19 protein-coding genes are annotated in these 15,240 nt (G+C 71.7%); 1 reads left to right on the top strand and 18 read right to left on the bottom strand.

What is annotated here, in order from left to right:
- Positions 1-14 precede the first annotated feature (14 nt).
- From C6Y14_RS16910 to hisI, 10 genes are all read right to left on the bottom strand, one after another.
- On the bottom strand, positions 15-791 hold the full coding sequence (locus C6Y14_RS16910) for a DsbA family protein (protein ID WP_107017528.1): 777 nt from the start codon (positions 789-791) through the stop codon (positions 15-17).
- 91 nt (positions 792-882) lie between these two features.
- Positions 883-1,698: a tryptophan synthase subunit alpha gene (gene trpA / locus C6Y14_RS16905; protein WP_107017527.1), complete on the bottom strand. Its 816-nt coding sequence runs from the start codon at positions 1,696-1,698 to the stop codon at positions 883-885.
- Positions 1,695-2,987, bottom strand: coding sequence for a tryptophan synthase subunit beta (gene trpB, locus C6Y14_RS16900; RefSeq protein ID WP_107017526.1), 1,293 nt, complete (start codon positions 2,985-2,987; stop codon positions 1,695-1,697). Before trpB ends, trpA begins: the two co-directional genes overlap by 4 nt.
- 171 nt (positions 2,988-3,158) lie before the next feature.
- Entirely contained in the window at positions 3,159-3,422 is a 264-nt protein-coding gene (gene trpM / locus C6Y14_RS45040; protein WP_107017525.1) for a tryptophan biosynthesis modulator TrpM, read from the bottom strand.
- A 9-nt stretch (positions 3,423-3,431) separates the two neighbouring features.
- Positions 3,432-4,241 carry an indole-3-glycerol phosphate synthase TrpC gene (trpC, locus tag C6Y14_RS16890; RefSeq protein ID WP_107017524.1) on the bottom strand — a complete coding sequence of 270 codons (810 nt, stop codon included), beginning with the start codon at positions 4,239-4,241 and terminating at the stop codon, positions 3,432-3,434.
- Positions 4,242-4,441: 200 nt separating this feature from the next.
- Entirely contained in the window at positions 4,442-4,909 is a 468-nt protein-coding gene (locus tag C6Y14_RS16885; RefSeq protein WP_107017813.1) for a DUF2752 domain-containing protein, read from the bottom strand.
- An 89-nt stretch (positions 4,910-4,998) separates the two neighbouring features.
- A complete protein-coding gene (locus C6Y14_RS16880) occupies positions 4,999-5,232 on the bottom strand; it encodes an HGxxPAAW family protein (RefSeq protein ID WP_107017523.1) in 234 nt (77 codons plus the stop codon).
- Positions 5,233-5,647: 415 nt separating this feature from the next.
- The gene (locus C6Y14_RS16875; protein WP_199854761.1) at positions 5,648-6,289 is read right to left on the bottom strand and encodes a TIGR02234 family membrane protein; all 642 of its coding nucleotides are present in this window, start codon (positions 6,287-6,289) and stop codon (positions 5,648-5,650) included.
- A gap of 99 nt (positions 6,290-6,388) precedes the next feature.
- The gene (locus C6Y14_RS16870; protein WP_107017522.1) at positions 6,389-7,876 is read right to left on the bottom strand and encodes an anthranilate synthase component I; all 1,488 of its coding nucleotides are present in this window, start codon (positions 7,874-7,876) and stop codon (positions 6,389-6,391) included.
- Positions 7,877-7,887: 11 nt separating this feature from the next.
- A complete protein-coding gene (hisI, locus tag C6Y14_RS16865; RefSeq protein ID WP_225891130.1) occupies positions 7,888-8,334 on the bottom strand; it encodes a phosphoribosyl-AMP cyclohydrolase in 447 nt (148 codons plus the stop codon).
- A 141-nt stretch (positions 8,335-8,475) separates the two neighbouring features.
- Between hisI and C6Y14_RS16860 the strand changes: the two genes are divergently transcribed.
- Positions 8,476-9,111, top strand: a complete 636-nt coding sequence (locus tag C6Y14_RS16860; protein ID WP_107017521.1) for a TIGR03085 family metal-binding protein — start codon at positions 8,476-8,478, stop codon at positions 9,109-9,111.
- 89 nt (positions 9,112-9,200) lie between these two features.
- On the opposite strand, the gene hisF is transcribed toward C6Y14_RS16860, so the two are convergent.
- The 8 genes from hisF to hisD are packed head-to-tail and all read right to left on the bottom strand — an operon-like array spanning position 9,201 to position 15,108.
- Positions 9,201-9,956: an imidazole glycerol phosphate synthase subunit HisF gene (hisF, locus tag C6Y14_RS16855; RefSeq protein WP_107017520.1), complete on the bottom strand. Its 756-nt coding sequence runs from the start codon at positions 9,954-9,956 to the stop codon at positions 9,201-9,203.
- Positions 9,953-10,366, bottom strand: a complete 414-nt coding sequence (locus tag C6Y14_RS16850) for a RidA family protein (protein WP_107017519.1) — start codon at positions 10,364-10,366, stop codon at positions 9,953-9,955. The genes hisF and C6Y14_RS16850 overlap by 4 nt, the downstream gene beginning before the upstream one ends.
- Complete coding sequence (gene priA / locus C6Y14_RS16845; RefSeq protein WP_107017518.1) at positions 10,363-11,088, bottom strand: bifunctional 1-(5-phosphoribosyl)-5-((5-phosphoribosylamino)methylideneamino)imidazole-4-carboxamide isomerase/phosphoribosylanthranilate isomerase PriA; 726 nt, start codon at positions 11,086-11,088, stop codon at positions 10,363-10,365. Before priA ends, C6Y14_RS16850 begins: the two co-directional genes overlap by 4 nt.
- Positions 11,089-11,091: 3 nt before the next feature.
- Positions 11,092-11,781: an imidazole glycerol phosphate synthase subunit HisH gene (gene hisH / locus C6Y14_RS16840; RefSeq protein ID WP_107017517.1), complete on the bottom strand. Its 690-nt coding sequence runs from the start codon at positions 11,779-11,781 to the stop codon at positions 11,092-11,094.
- A complete protein-coding gene (locus tag C6Y14_RS44540) occupies positions 11,778-11,942 on the bottom strand; it encodes a hypothetical protein (RefSeq protein WP_189769981.1) in 165 nt (54 codons plus the stop codon). Before C6Y14_RS44540 ends, hisH begins: the two co-directional genes overlap by 4 nt.
- A 3-nt stretch (positions 11,943-11,945) precedes the next feature.
- Positions 11,946-12,539, bottom strand: coding sequence for an imidazoleglycerol-phosphate dehydratase HisB (hisB, locus tag C6Y14_RS16835; RefSeq protein WP_107017516.1), 594 nt, complete (start codon positions 12,537-12,539; stop codon positions 11,946-11,948).
- On the bottom strand, positions 12,536-13,744 hold the full coding sequence (locus C6Y14_RS16830; RefSeq protein ID WP_107017811.1) for a histidinol-phosphate transaminase: 1,209 nt from the start codon (positions 13,742-13,744) through the stop codon (positions 12,536-12,538). The genes hisB and C6Y14_RS16830 overlap by 4 nt, the downstream gene beginning before the upstream one ends.
- 41 nt (positions 13,745-13,785) lie before the next feature.
- On the bottom strand, positions 13,786-15,108 hold the full coding sequence (hisD, locus tag C6Y14_RS16825) for a histidinol dehydrogenase (protein WP_107017515.1): 1,323 nt from the start codon (positions 15,106-15,108) through the stop codon (positions 13,786-13,788).
- Positions 15,109-15,240: the final 132 nt, after the last annotated feature.

The following is a 15,240-nucleotide window of genomic DNA, read 5'->3' as shown; positions in this document are numbered from 1 at the left end:
GCCCCGCTCCGGGCTCACGCCTTGTCGGCCTGCTGCACCAGCTGCTTGAGCTTGGCCGGGGTCATCGTCTGGTCCTGGTAGATGTTCTTCCCGTTCAGCAGGACCGTCGGGGTGCCGCTGAAGCCGCCGCCCTGGAAGGCCTGGTGGGACTTGGCGACCCAGCTGTCGTGCGTGCCGCCCTCGACGCACTTCTCGAACGTGCCGGTGGTGAGTCCGTCGACCTTGCCGGCCAGCTCGATCAGCTTGCTGTTCTTCGCGTACGCGTCGTCCGTCTCGGCGGGCTGGTTCTCGAACAGCACGTCGTGGTACGCGGGGAACTTCCCGGCGTCCTGGGCGCACGCGGCGGCGTTGGCGGCGCGCAGGGAGCCGCTGCCCCGCATGTTCCCGTCGATCAGGGTCGCCAGGTGGTACTCGACCTTCAGCTGTCCGGACTCCGTCAGCTCATGGACCGTCGAGCGGTACCCGTCCTCGAAGCTCTTGCAGGCCGGGCAGCGGAAGTCCTCCCACACGGTGAGGGTCGACCTCGCGCTCTCCTTGCCGACGGGGATGGCGAGGCTGTCGTCGCCGTTCGCCCCCGAGGGAGCCGTCAGCGGGCCCGCCTCGGTGTCCGCCTTGTCGTCGCCCGAGTTCGCGGCGAGGACGCCGACCACCCCGGCCAGGGCCAGTACGCAGACGATCGCGCCGCCCACGACCAGCACCCGGCGGCGCTTGTCGGACTTCTTCTGCTTGTCTCGCTCTTCCGCCAGCCGCTCGCGGGCGGTGCGCTTTCCCTCACGGTTCTTCTCGCTCACATCCCGCAGAACGAACCGGGGAGGCGCACCGCGCCTCCCCGGCCCCAGGTCCACCCGTTCGAGTGAGCAAACCGTTCATCACATCGTGTGGCTACACCGCGCCGCGTACGCCCTCGGCGAGGTCGGCGGCGAGCGCGCGTACCGCGTCCAGGCCCGCCCTCTCGTCGGGGGCGTCCAGCATCAGCTTCACGAAGGCCGATCCGACGATGACGCCGTCGGCGAAGCCGGCGACCTCGCGTGCCTGTACGGCGTTCGAGACGCCGAGGCCGACACAGACCGGGAGGTCGGTGGTGGCCTTGGTGCGCCGGACGAGTTCCTGCGCCTGGGCGCCCACGGACGCGCGGGTACCGGTGACGCCCATCAGCGAGGCCGCGTACACGAAGCCGGAACCGGCCGCGGTGATGTCGGCGAGGCGGGCGTCCTTGCTGCTGGGCGCGACGACGAAGACGGTCGCGAGGCCGTGCTTCTCCGCGTGCTCCCTCCACAGCGCCGACTCCTGGACGGGCAGGTCGGGCAGGATGCACCCGGCGCCGCCCGCCTCGGCCAGCTCGGCGGTGAAACGCTCGACGCCGTAGCGGTCGATGGGGTTCCAGTACGTCATCACGAGGACGGGCTTGCCGGTCGCCTCGTACGCCTCGCGGACCGTGCGCATCACGTCGGCGATCTTGACACCGCCGCGCAGGGCGATGTCGTCGGCGGTCTGGATGACGGGTCCGTCCAGGACCGGGTCGCTGTGCGGCAGCCCGACCTCGACGACGTCCGCGCCCCCCTCGAAGACGGCCTTGATCGCCGCGATACCGCCGTCCACGGTCGGAAAGCCGGCCGGCAGGTACGCGATCAGCGCGGACCGGCCTGCCGCCTTGGCCCCGGCGAGGGTGTCACTCAACAGCTGTACGTTGCCGCTCACTTGACGTCCCCCTCGATCTCCGCGGTGTCGCTGTCGGCGTCCGCCTCGACGACGGCGTCGGCGCCCTCGTCGTACAGGCCGAAGTAGCGCGCGGCCGTGTCCATGTCCTTGTCGCCGCGGCCCGAGAGGTTGACGACGATCAGCCCGTCGGGGCCGAGTTCCCTGCCGACCTCCAGGGCGCCGGCGAGCGCGTGGGCGCTCTCGATCGCCGGGATGATGCCCTCGGTGCGGGACAGCAGACGCAGGGCCTGCATGGCAGCGTCGTCGGTGACGGCACGGTACTCGCCCCGGCCGCTGTCCTTGAGGTAGGCGTGCTCGGGGCCGATGCCCGGGTAGTCGAGTCCGGCCGAGATCGAGTAGGGCTCGGTGATCTGGCCCTCCTCGTCCTGGAGGACGTAACTGCGGGAGCCGTGCAGGATGCCCGGTTCGCCGGCCGTCAGGGTGGCCGCGTGCTCGCCGGTCTCGATGCCGTGTCCGGCTGGCTCGCAGCCGACGAGGCGTACGTCCGCGTCGGGGATGAAGGCGTGGAAGAGGCCGATGGCGTTCGAGCCGCCGCCGACGCAGGCGATCGCCGCGTCGGGGAGGCGGCCCGCGCGCTCCAGGATCTGGCGGCGGGCCTCGACGCCGATGACACGGTGGAAGTCGCGGACCATCGCCGGGAAGGGGTGCGGTCCGGCGACCGTGCCGAACAGGTAGTGGGTGCGGTCGACGTTGGCGACCCAGTCGCGGAAGGCCTCGTTGATGGCGTCCTTCAGCGTGCGGCTGCCGGACTTCACGGCGATGACCTCGGCGCCGAGCATGCGCATCCGGGCAACGTTCAGGGCCTGGCGTTCGGTGTCGATCTCACCCATGTAGATGGTGCATTCGAGGCCGAACAGCGCGCAGGCGGTGGCCGTGGCGACACCGTGCTGGCCCGCGCCGGTCTCGGCGATGACACGGGTCTTGCCCATGCGCCGGGTGAGCAGGGCCTGGCCGAGCACATTGTTGATCTTGTGGGAGCCGGTGTGGTTGAGGTCTTCCCGCTTCAGGAAGATCCGGGCGCCCCCGGCGTGCTCGGCGAACCGCTCGACCTCGGTGAGGGAGCTGGGCCGGCCGGTGTAGTGGACGAGCAGGTCGTCCAGTTCCCGGGCGAACTCGGGGTCGGACTTGGCCTTGTCGTACTCGACGGCGACCTCGTCCACGGCGGCGACCAGCGCCTCCGGGATGAACTTGCCGCCGAACGCGCCGAAGTAGCCCTCGGCACTGGGAACCCGGCCCTCAGGATCGGGAATGAAGAACTCGCTGGACATGCGGATACCTCACAGGGGCGTCGGCCCCGGGATGGGAAGGAATGGGGTCACGTGGATCGCATGTCACCTTCGCTGAGGCAGCGCCCCCGAAGGGGCGCGGGGAACTGCGCGACCAGCCCCCACCGGCCCGCAGGTCGATAACCGGGCTTCAGCGGGGTACTTGGCCGAGGTTCAGCTCACCGCAGGTGACACGCGCCGACGCCATCGCATGCCATTCACTTGACCCGGCTCATCGCCGATGACATACCGCACCCGACGCCCGTGCACACGCCGCGCAGGCGCCCGGCAGCCGCGCGGACGGCAGCCGCGGGCGAGCCGCGCGTAGGGGCCGGCAGCCGCCGGGAGTCCCGCGGCGCCAGGCCGGACGCACGCCGGACCGCCGTCGGGGCGGGAGCCCGGACGGCGGGTCGCGGCGAGGGTACGGCCGGCGCTCATCGGGAGAGGTCAGCCCCGTCCGTGCCGCAGCGCGGGATGCGCGCCCGCGGCGACCAGATCGGAGACGGCCGTCTTCGGGTCCCGGCCGGTCACCAGGGACTCTCCGACCAGTACGGCGTCGGCGCCCGCGTTGGCGTAGGCGATGAGGTCGTGCGGGCCGCGCACCCCGGACTCGGCGATCTTCACGATGTGCGCGGGGATCTCGGGCGCGATGCGCTCGAAGGTGCCGCGGTCGACCTTGAGGTCCTTGAGGTTGCGCGCGTTGACGCCGATGACCTTCGCCCCGGCGTCCACCGCCCGGTCGATCTCGTCCTCGTCGTGGACCTCGACGAGCGGGGTGAGCCCGATGGACTCGGCGCGCTCGATGAGGGACTCCAGGGCGGGCTGGTCGAGGGCGGCCACGATGAGCAGCGCGAGGTCGGCCCCGTACGCGCGGGCCTCCCACAGCTGGTACGACGTGACGATGAAGTCCTTGCGCAGCACCGGGATGTCGACCCGGGCGCGGACGGCCTCCAGATCGGCGAGCGAGCCGCCGAAGCGGCGCTGCTCGGTGAGCACGGAGATGACGGCCGCGCCGCCGGCCTCGTAGTCCGCGGCGAGGGCCGCGGGGTCGGCGATCGCGGCGAGGGCACCCTTGGACGGGCTGGAGCGCTTGACCTCGCAGATGACCTTGACGCCGTCGCCGCGCAGGGCCGCGACACCGTCCTTGGCAGGCTGAGCCTTCGCGGCGCGCTCCTTGAGCTCGTCGAGGCTGACGCGCGCCTGCCGTTCCGCGAGGTCGGCACGGACTCCGTCGATGATCTCGTCGAGCACACTCACGCGAGCGGCCCCCTTCCAGACGGTGAACGGTTGAGGCGGTGTGGCGGTTGAAGCGTTGTGGCGGTTGAAGCGCTTCTGCTGTCGACCGGGGTTCTGTCGCATCGGACGAAACCGGTGGTCACTGCGATGGTATCCGGAGGAGGGCGTCGGCCTCACATCCGGTTGACGCCGGTCCCACTACCTGGACGTTCCCTGATTGATCAAGGGTGCAGCCAGCCACCGAACGGCAGGTTCCGGACAACGGTGAAGACCAGCAACAACGCGCCCAGACTCCACAGCAGGGGCGGCCCGGGATCGACGCGCATCGGGCGGCCGCGGGCCGTGCGGACCACCCAGACGGTCCACAGCACGGCGAAGACCAGATAGCCGAGCACGGCGAGCGCGTTGGCCCCCAGGGCCGCCCCGAGATCCCCGTGCACGACGGCGTGGGCGCTGCGCAGTCCTCCGCAGCCGGGGCAGTACAGGCCCGTGTGGCGGAGCAGGGGGCAGGCGGGGTAGTGGCCGGGTTCGTTCGGGTCGACGGCCGCCACGTACGCGAAGGCCGCGGCGACGGCCAGGAGGATCCCGCCGGGCACGGCGAGCCGCCGTACCGCGGCCACGGCTGCGGATCCGGGAGCGGACCCGGGAGCGGGCGTCACCCTCTGGGATTCGGGGTTCACGCGTCGTATTGTGCCGCGCCGGAGTGCGGGCCGCACATGGCGGGAGGCGGTCCCGGCGCTCCACGAGCCGGACCCGCCTCCTGGGCAGTGCGCCGGGGTCAGCTCTCGGCCGACGCCACCTGGTGGGTGGGGTGCGCGTTCTTCTGCTGGCCGAGGCCCGCCGCGCGCATCGCCATGCCGACCACGCCGCCGAGGACGACGATCACCATGCCGGCCCAGAAGCCCAGCGGGCTGGCCAGCACCATGAAGGCACCGGAGACGCAGAAACCGATGAAGGCGATGATGACACCGGTCCAGGCGGCCGGGGTGTGGCCGTGGCTGCTGCCCGCCATGACTTGCTCCTCGTTGCTGTACGTGTATGAGCCGGACGCTCGCTCCCATTGTCCCGCACGGTCGTGTGTGCGGTGAGAGGGGGTACGTGGTGGTGCGCCGGGGCCGCGGGCGGGTCGTCGGGTGCGGGTCCGGTGGGGGTCACCCGCGCAGTTCCCCGCGCCCCTGAAAAGCGGGGCTGCGCCCCAGCTTTTGCCCTCACCAGGGGGCACCCCCAGGGGCGCGGGGAACGGCGCAATCTTTTCGCTTTCAAGGGGCGCGGGGAACGGCGCGACGAGCCCCCACCGGTCCGCAGCCGACGAACGCGTCGGGGCCGGGGCGCAGCCCCGCTCCGTCAGGGGCGCGGGGAACGGCGCGAACGGCCCCCACCGGACCCGCACCCAACAACGCACCCAACAACGCACCCAACAGAGAAGGTCACGCCCCGGTAGGGTCCTCGCCGCGGTCCAGCGCCTTCCAGATCTCCTCCGGCCGGTCGGGATCGACGGGCGCCCGAGCCCGCCGGACCCGAGGCGTCCCGTCCCGCTCGTACCGCCCCGACATCGTCGGCCACAACCGCCCGTACCGCAGCGCCAGCAGCCCCGCGAGGAGCAGCAGCAGACCGCCCACCGCGGCCACGTACGGCCACCCGGTGTGCGTCATCGTGCCGACGGTCGCGGCCGTGTCCCCGGTCGCCGCCGCGGCCTTCTCGTCCAGCGCGGAGCTGTCGGAGAGGCCGAGGAGCGCCGAGGCGATCGTGCCCGCGCCGGAGAGCGCGAGGAGGCCGGCGACCAGGAAGCGGCCGGCCCGGCGGACGGCGAAGACGGCGACGAGGGAGGCAAGTGCCACGATCGCGAGCGCGGCGGGGACGCCCGTGACGTCACTGCCTGAGGCGCTCAGCGGGAAGTCGCCGCCGGCCACGGTCGCCGTGCCGCCCGACCAGCCGCGCCGGGTGGCGAGCAGCACGAGGGCCGCGCCGAGCGCGCCGGACAACAGGGCGACGGCGAGGCTTCGGCGGCCGGAGCGGGCGGGTCCGGGAGCTTCGGATCGGGGGTGCGGTACAGCAGTCACGTACCCCACTATCGCCTGAACTCCGGGCGAACCGTCACCCGAGGACACGTGAGCCGCGTCGCACTGCCCGCAAATGTCTCCTTGTCGACCTCGTCGTACGGGTGTCGGTCAGGAGAGCCGGTTGGCCGTGTGGACCGCGCGCAGGACCGCCGCCGCCTTGTTGCGGCACTCGGTGTCCTCGGCGACGGGGTCCGAGTCGGCGACGACCCCGGCGCCCGCCTGCACGTACGCCGTGCCGTCCCGCAGCAGGGCCGTACGGATGGCGATGGCGGTGTCGGAGTCGCCCGCGAAGTCGAGGTAGCCGACGCAGCCGCCGTACAGACCGCGCCGCGAGGGCTCCAGTTCGTCGATGATCTGCATCGCGCGGGGCTTGGGGGCGCCGGAGAGCGTGCCGGCGGGGAAGCAGGCGGTCAGTACGTCGAAGGCGGTACGCCCCTCGGCGACCTTGCCGGTGACGGTCGACACGATGTGCATGACGTGCGAGTAGCGCTCGATGGACATGAAGTCGACGACCTCCACGGAGCCCGGCTCGCAGACCCGGCCCAGGTCGTTGCGGCCCAGGTCGACGAGCATCAGGTGCTCGGCACGTTCCTTGGGGTCGGAGATCAGTTCGTCGGCGAGGGCCTGGTCCTCCTGGACGGTGGCGCCGCGCGGCCGGGTGCCCGCGATGGGGTGGACCATCGCCTGCCCGTCCTCGACCTTGACCAGGGCCTCCGGGGAGGACCCCACGACATCGAAGCCGTCGAAGCGGAAGAGGTACATGTACGGGGAGGGGTTGGTCGCCCGCAGCACCCGGTAGACGTCCAGCGCGCTCGCCGTGCACGCCGTCTCGAAGCGCTGGGAGGGGACGACCTGGAAGGCCTCGCCCGCCCGGATGCGCTCCTTGATGTCGTCGACGGCGACCTGGTAGTCGGGGCCGCCCCACAGCGCGGTGTACTCGGGGAGTTCGGACGGCGGGAGCGCGGCGGGCGGCTGCGAGACGGGCCGGGAGAGGTCCGCCTCCATGGCGTCGAGGCGGGCCACGGCGTCGTGATATGCCTCGTCGACGCCCGAGTCGAGGTCGTTGTGGTTGATCGCGTTGGCGATCAGCAGGACCGAGCCGTCCCAGTGGTCCAGGACCGCGAGGTCGCTGGTGAGCAGCATGGTCAGCTCGGGCAGTTTCAGGTCGTCGCGCTCGCCGGGGCCGATCTTCTCCAGGCGGCGCACGATGTCGTAGCCGAGGTAGCCGACCATGCCGCCGGTGAACGGCGGAAGCGTCTGGCCGCCGGCGAGGTCGTGCGGGGTGTGCAGGGTCTCGATGGTGGCGCGCAGGGCCGCGAGGGGGTCGCCGTCGGCCGGGACCCCGACGGGCGGGGTGCCCAGCCAGTGCGCCTGTCCGTCGCGCTCGGTGAGGGTGGCGGCCGAGCGGACACCCACGAAGGAGTAGCGGGACCACGTACGGCCGTTCTCCGCGGACTCCAGGAGGAAGGTGCCGGAGCGTTCGGCGGCGAGCTTGCGGTAGAGCGCGACGGGGGTGTCGCCGTCCGCGAGGAGCTTGCGGCTGACGGGGATGACACGCCGGTCGGTGGCCAGCTTGCGGAAGGTGTCGAGGTCCATGGCCGCTGACCTTACTGATCCACGGCGGGTACGCCGGAATCGGCGTCCCCGCCGCCCCCGCCGTCCCCGGTGCTCCCGGCGCTCCCGGCGTCCTTGAGGAGCACGTCGGCGTCGAAGCAGGTGCGGTCGCCGGTGTGGCAGGCGGCGCCCACCTGGTCGACCTTGACCAGCACGGTGTCGGCGTCGCAGTCGAGCGCGACGGACCTGACCCACTGGAAGTGCCCGGAGGTGTCGCCCTTGACCCAGTACTCCTGGCGGCTGCGCGACCAGTAGGTGCACCGGCCGGTCGTCAGCGTGCGATGCAGCGCCTCGTCGTCCATCCAGCCGAGCATCAGCACCTCACCGGTGTCGTACTGCTGGGCGATGGCGGGTACGAGCCCGTCGGCGCTGCGCCTGAGGCGTGCGGCGATCTCGGGGTCCAGGCCGCTGGGCCTGCTGGGCGTGGGCGTGCTGGTCATGCGGACCATTGTGCCGCGCCGGCCGTACGCGCCCGGACGGCGTCCACTGGCTGAGAGGGACGGCACGACGGGGACCCTTGACGGCAGATCCGTGGCCGGGAGAAGTGGGCGGACCGCCGGGGCGGTCGTAGGCTGGCAGACATGTCGACCCATGCGAAGCGTGAACGACTTCTCCTCGCCGACCTGTTGGAGGCCGAGGGACCGGACGCCCCCACTCTGTGCGAGGGCTGGAACACCCGTGACCTCGCCGCCCATGTCGTGGTGCGCGAGCGCCGCCCGGACGCCGCCGGCGGCCTCCTGATCAAGCAGCTCGCGTCTCGGCTCGACCGGGTGATGGCGGAGTTCGCCGCGAAGCCGTACGAGGAGCTGATCCAGCTCATCCGTACGGGCCCGCCGCGTTTCTCGCCGTTCAGCCTCAAGCAGATCGACGAGGCGTCGAACGCGATCGAGTTCTACGTCCACACCGAGGACGTACGCCGTGCCCGGCCCGACTGGGTGCCCCGGGTGCTCGACCCGGTCTTCCAGGACGCCCTGTGGTCCCGGCTCGAACGCGTCGCCAGGATGATGGGCCGGGGCGCGCCCACCGGCCTGGTCCTGCGCCGCCCGGACGGCCAGACGGTCGTCGCCCACAAGGGCACCCCCGTGGTGACGGTCACGGGTGAGCCCTCCGAACTGGTCCTCTTCGCCCACGGCCGCCAGGGCGTGGCCGACGTGGAGGTGGACGGCGACAAGGACGCGATCACCAAACTCCAGGAGACGAAGCAACTGGGCCTGTAGGCCGGCCGCGACCGCCCTCGCCGGTCAGGGAGACGTCGGCCCCGGCCTCGGCGGCCGGGGCTTCCCTCCGTACAGCGTCAGCGGGGCGGTCACCGCACAGGGTGTCCCGCCTCCCGGAGTGTCTGCTTCACCTCGCCGATGCGCAGGTCGCCGAAGTGGAAGACGGAGGCGGCCAGGACGGCGTCCGCGCCCGCGGTGACGGCCGGTGCGAAGTCGGCCAGCCGGCCCGCGCCGCCGGAGGCGATGACGGGGACGGTGACGTGCTTGCGCACCGCCCCGATCATCTCCAGGTCGTAGCCGTCCTTGGTGCCGTCGGCGTCCATCGAGTTGAGCAGGATCTCGCCCGCGCCCAGCTCGGCGGCCTGGTGCGCCCACTCGACGGCGTCGAGGCCCGTGCCCTTGCGGCCACCGTGGGTGGTCACCTCGAAGGTCCCGGCGGCCGTCCTGCGCGCGTCCACCGACAGGACCAGCACCTGCCGTCCGAAGCGCTCCGCGATCTCGCGGATCAGGTCGGGGCGGGCGATGGCGGCGGTGTTGACGCCGACCTTGTCGGCCCCGGCCCGCAGCAGTTTGTCGACGTCCTCGGCGGTGCGTACGCCACCGCCCACCGTGAGCGGGATGAACACCTGCTCGGCGGTGCGGCGCACCACGTCGTAGGTGGTCTCCCGGTTGCCGGAGGACGCGGTGATGTCCAGGAACGTCAGCTCGTCGGCGCCCTCGGCGTCGTACACCTTGGCCATCTCGACGGGGTCGCCCGCGTCGCGCAGGTTCTGGAAGTTGACGCCCTTGACGACCCGGCCGTTGTCGACGTCCAGGCAGGGGATGACACGTACGGCGAGGGTCATGACGCGGACGCCTCCCCCGGAACCGCCTCCCGGTACGCCTCCACCTCGACCTCGACCACCAGGCCGGGGTCCACGAAGCCGGAGACGATGATCATCGAGGCGGCCGGCCGGACCGCGTCGAAGAACTCCTTGTGGGCGCGGCCGATGTCCTCCACGTCCCGGGCGTGCGTGAGGTACATGCGCGTACGGACGACGTGTTCGCGGCCGAGGCCGAGCTGCGCCAGGGCCGAGAGGGCGACCTCGAAGGAGTTGACGGCCTGCTCGTACGGGTCGCCGCCGGCGATCTGGCCGTCCACCACGGAGGTGCAGCCGGAGACCAGCACCAGGCCGTTGGGGAGTTCCACCGCGCGGGAGTAGCCGAAGGCCTCCTCCCAGGGGGCGCCGGTCGTGACGCGTCGCAGCTCGCTCATCCGGCCACCGCCGCGAGAGCCTCTTCCAGGGTGAAGGCCTTGGCGTACAGGGCCTTTCCGACGATCGCGCCCTCGACGCCGAGGGAGACGAGGTCGGCGATGGCGCGCAGGTCGTCCAGCGAGGACACGCCTCCGGAGGCGACGACGGGCCGGTCGGTGGCCGCGCAGACGTTCTTCAGGAGCTCCAGGTTCGGGCCCTGGAGGGTGCCGTCCTTGGCGATGTCGGTGACGACGTACCGCGCGCAGCCCTCCTTGTCGAGGCGCTCCAGCGTCTCGTAGAGGTCGCCGCCGTCGCGGGTCCAGCCGCGGCCGCGCAGGGTGGTGCCGCGGACGTCGAGGCCGACGGCGATCTGGTCGCCGTGCTCGGCGATGACCTTGGCGACCCACTCGGGGGTCTCCAGGGCGGCGGTGCCGAGGTTGACGCGGGTGCAGCCGGTGGCGAGGGCGGCGGCGAGGGTGTCGTCGTCGCGGATGCCGCCGGACAGCTCCACCTTGATGTCCATGGCGCGGGCGACCTCGGCGATCAGCGCGCGGTTGTCGCCCGTGCCGAACGCGGCGTCCAGGTCCACCAGGTGCAGCCACTCGGCGCCGGACCGCTGCCAGGCGAGGGCGGCGTCGAGCGGGGAACCGTACGAGGTCTCCGTGCCGGACTCGCCGTGCACGAGCCGCACGGCCTGGCCGTCACGGACGTCGACGGCGGGGAGGAGTTCGAGCTTGGCCATGGTCTACAGGGTTCCGATCCAGTTGGTGAGCAGCTGGGCTCCGGCGTCGCCGGACTTCTCGGGGTGGAACTGGGTGGCCCACAGGGCGCCGTTCTCGACGGCCGCCACGAAGGGCTTGCCGTGCGTGGACCAGGTGACGAGCGGGGAGCGCATCGCCGGGTTCGCGGTCTCCAGGGCCCAGTCGTGGACGGCGTACGAGTGCACGAAGTAGAAGCGCGCGTCGGCGTCGAGGCCGGCGAAGAGCTTCGTGCCGGCCGGTGCCTCGACGGTGTTCCAGCCCATGTGGGGCACGATGTCGGCCTGCAGCGGCTCGACCGAGCCGGGCCACTCGTCGAGGCCCTCGGTCTCGACGCCGTGTTCGATGCCGCGCTCGAAGAGGATCTGCATACCGACGCAGATGCCCAGGACGGGGCGCCCGCCGGCGAGGCGGCGGCCGACGATCCAGTCGCCACGCGCGTCCCGCAGGCCCTTCATGCAGGCGGCGAAGGCGCCGACACCCGGCACCAGCAGCCCGTCCGCGGCCATGGCCTTGTCGTAGTCGCGGGTGATCTCGACGTCGGCGCCCGCGCGCGCGAGGGCGCGTTCGGCGGACCGCACGTTCCCGAAGCCGTAGTCAAAGACGACCACTCGCTTCGCAGGGGTGCCCGAAGACGTGCCCGAAGGGGTGCCCGAGGGGCTGTCGGGGGTACTCAATTCCACACCTCCAGGCGGACCACACCGGCCACGAGGCACATGGCCGCGCCGATGGACAGCAGGATGATCAGGCTCTTGGGCATCTGCTGTTTGACGAAGGAGTAGACGCCGCCGAGCAGGAAGAGCCCGACGACGATGAGGACGGTGGAGAGGCCACTCATGGCTTACAGGGCGCCCTTCGTGGAGGGAAGGATGCCCGCCGCGCGCGGGTCGCGCTCGGAGGCGTACCGCAGGGCACGGGCGAGCGCCTTGAACTGGCACTCCACGATGTGGTGGGCGTTGCGCCCGTACGGCACGTGCACGTGCAGGGCGATCTGCGCCTGGGCGACGAAGGACTCCAGGATGTGCCGGGTCATCGTCGTGTCGTACTCGCCGATCATCGGCGCCATCTTCTCGGGCTCGGTGTGCACGAGGTAGGGGCGGCCGGAGAGGTCGACGGTGACCTGGGCGAGCGACTCGTCCAGCGGGACGGTGCAGTTGCCGAAGCGGTAGATGCCGACCTTGTCGCCGAGCGCCTGCTTGAAGGCGCCGCCCAGGGCGAGGGCGGTGTCCTCGATGGTGTGGTGCGAGTCGATGTGCAGGTCGCCCTCGGTCTTCACGGTCAGGTCGAACAGACCGTGCCGGCCGAGCTGGTCGAGCATGTGGTCGTAGAAGCCGACGCCTGTCGACACATCGACCTTTCCGCTGCCGTCGAGGTCGATCTCGACGACGACGGAGGTCTCCTTGGTGATCCGTTCGACACGGCCTACGCGGCTCATGCGCTCTGCTCCTTCGGGGGTGCGGGGGTGTCCCCCACGGGCACGGATGTCTGCAATTCACGCGGCAGTGCACGGACCGCGGCGAGGAACGCGTCGTTCTCGGCGGGGGTGCCGGCGGTGACCCGCAGCCACCCCGGTACGCCGTTGTCCCGGACCAGGACACCCTGGTCGAGGATCAGCCGCCAGGCCTCGTGCGAGCCGGCCGCGCCGTCGAACCGTCCGAACTGGACGAAGTTGGCGTCGGACTCGGTCACCTCGAAGCCCAGCGCGCGCAGCTCGGCCACCAGCCGGTCACGCTCGGTCTTCAGCTGCTCCACGTACCCGAGCAGGGTGTCGGTGTGCTCCAGGGCGGCCAGCGCGGTCGCCTGGGTGACGGCCGACAGGTGGTACGGCAGCCGTACGAGCTGGACGGCGTCCACGACCGCCGGGTGGGCGGCGAGATAGCCGAGGCGCAGCCCGGCCGCGCCGAACGCCTTGGACATGGTGCGCGAGACGACGAGATTCGGCCGATCTTCGAGCAGCGGCAGCAGTGACTCACCGTGACTGAACTCGACGTAGGCCTCGTCTACGACGACCATCGCGCCGCCGGTGCCGGCCCTGGCCGTCTGCGCCGCCTCGTACAGCGCGAGGACCGTGGCGGGCGGTACCGCGTTGCCGGTGGGGTTGTTGGGGGTGGTGATGAACACGACGTCGGGCCGGTGCTCGGCGATGGCCTCGGCGGCGGCGACCGCGTCGATCGTGAAGTCGTCGTTGCGGGGGCCGGAGATCCAGCCCGTGCCCGTGCCGCGCGAAATGAGCCCGTGCATCGAGTACGAGGGCTCGAAGCCGATCGCGGTGCGGCCGGGCCCGCCGAAGGTCTGCAGCAGTTGCTGGATGACCTCGTTCGAGCCGTTGGCCGCCCACACGTTCTCGACGCCGACCACGTGCCTGCCGGTCTTCGTCAGATAGGCGGCCAGTTCGGTGCGCAGCTCCACCGCGTCCCGGTCGGGGTAGCGGTTGAGGTGGCGCGCGGCCTCGCGCACCCGCTCGGTGATCCGCTCGACGAGCGGTTCGGGCAGCGGGTACGGATTCTCGTTGGTGTTGAGCCGTACGGGCACGTCGAGCTGCGGGGCACCGTACGGGGACTTGCCGCGCAGCTCGTCACGGACGGGCAGGTCTTCTATACCGAAGGAGCTGCCGGAAGTGCTGCCGGACGAGCTACCGATGGAACTGCCGATGGAGCTGTCGGAGGAACCGCCGAGAGTACTCACTTGCCGGGCACCTTCCAGCCGAACCGCGCCTTGACCGCGGCGCCGTGGGCGGGGAGGTCCTCCGCCTCGGCGAGCGTCACCACGTGGTGGGCGACCTCGGCCAGCGCGTCGCGCGTGTAGTCGACGATGTGGATGCCCCGCAGGAACGACTGGACGGACAGGCCCGAGGAGTGGCAGGCGCAGCCGCCGGTCGGCAGGACGTGGTTGGAGCCGGCCGCGTAGTCGCCGAGGGAGACGGGCGCCCAGGGTCCGACGAAGACCGCGCCGGCGTTGGTGACCCGGTCGGCGACCGCGTGCGCGTCGGCCGTCTGGATCTCCAGGTGCTCGGCGCCGTAGGCGTTGACCACCCGTAGTCCCTCCTCGACCCCGTCGACCAGCACGATCGCGGACTGCCTGCCGCCGAGTGCCGGGACGATCCGGTCCTCGATGTGCTTGGTGGCGGCGACCTGCGGTTCCAGTTCCTTGGCGACCGCGTCGGCCAGCGCGAGGGAGTCGGTGACGAGGACGGCGGCGGCGAGCGGGTCGTGCTCGGCCTGGCTGATCAGGTCGGAGGCGACGTGCACCGGGTCGGCGCTCTCGTCGGCGAGGACCGCGATCTCGGTCGGACCGGCTTCCGCGTCGATGCCGATCCGGCCCGCGAAGTAGCGCTTGGCGGCGGCGACCCAGATGTTGCCGGGGCCGGTGACCATGTTGGCGGGCGGGCAGGACTCGGTGCCGTACGCGAACATCGCCACGGCGGTCGCGCCGCCTGCCGCGTACACCTCGTCGACGCCGAGCAGCGCGCAGGCGGCCAGGATCGTCGGGTGCGGCAGGCCGCCGAAGTCGGCCTGGGCGGGCGAGGCGAGCGCGATCGACCCGACGCCGGCTTCCTGCGCCGGGACCACGTTCATGATCACGGACGACGGGTAGACGGACCGGCCGCCGGGCGCGTACAGCCCGACGCGGTCGACGGGCACCCACTTCTCGGTGACCGAGCCGCCAGGGACCACCTGGGTGGTGTGGGTGGAGCGGCGCTGCTCGCGGTGGACGATGCGGGCGCGGCGGATCGACTCCTCCAGGGCCGCGCGCACGTCCGGATCGAGCTGGTCGAGCGCGTCCGTGAGGGCCTGCGCGGGAACCCGTACGGACTCCAGGCGGACGCCGTCGAACTTCTCCGCGTAGTCGATCAGCGCCGCGTCGCCCCGATGATGCACGGCCTCGCAGATCGGACGCACCTTCTCCAGGGCGGCCGAGACGTCGAAGTCGGCTCGGGGCAGCAGGTCGCGCAGGGCGGGGCCCTCGGGGAGGGCGTCGCCACGCAGATCGATTCGAGAGATCACGTAGCTAATTCTCTCAGACGGCCGTCGAGCGTCGGACGGCTGTATCAATCGCTGATACGCGTCGCGGAACATCGGTGGGCGGATGGCTGGATCCGGCCCCCGTCAGTCACTGAGAGCGACCATCGTCACTCT

It is taken from the genome of Streptomyces dioscori (genome assembly GCF_003024195.1).
GTDB lineage: Bacteria > Actinomycetota > Actinomycetes > Streptomycetales > Streptomycetaceae > Streptomyces > Streptomyces dioscori.
This window is presented reverse-complemented; position numbering and strand designations above follow the sequence as displayed.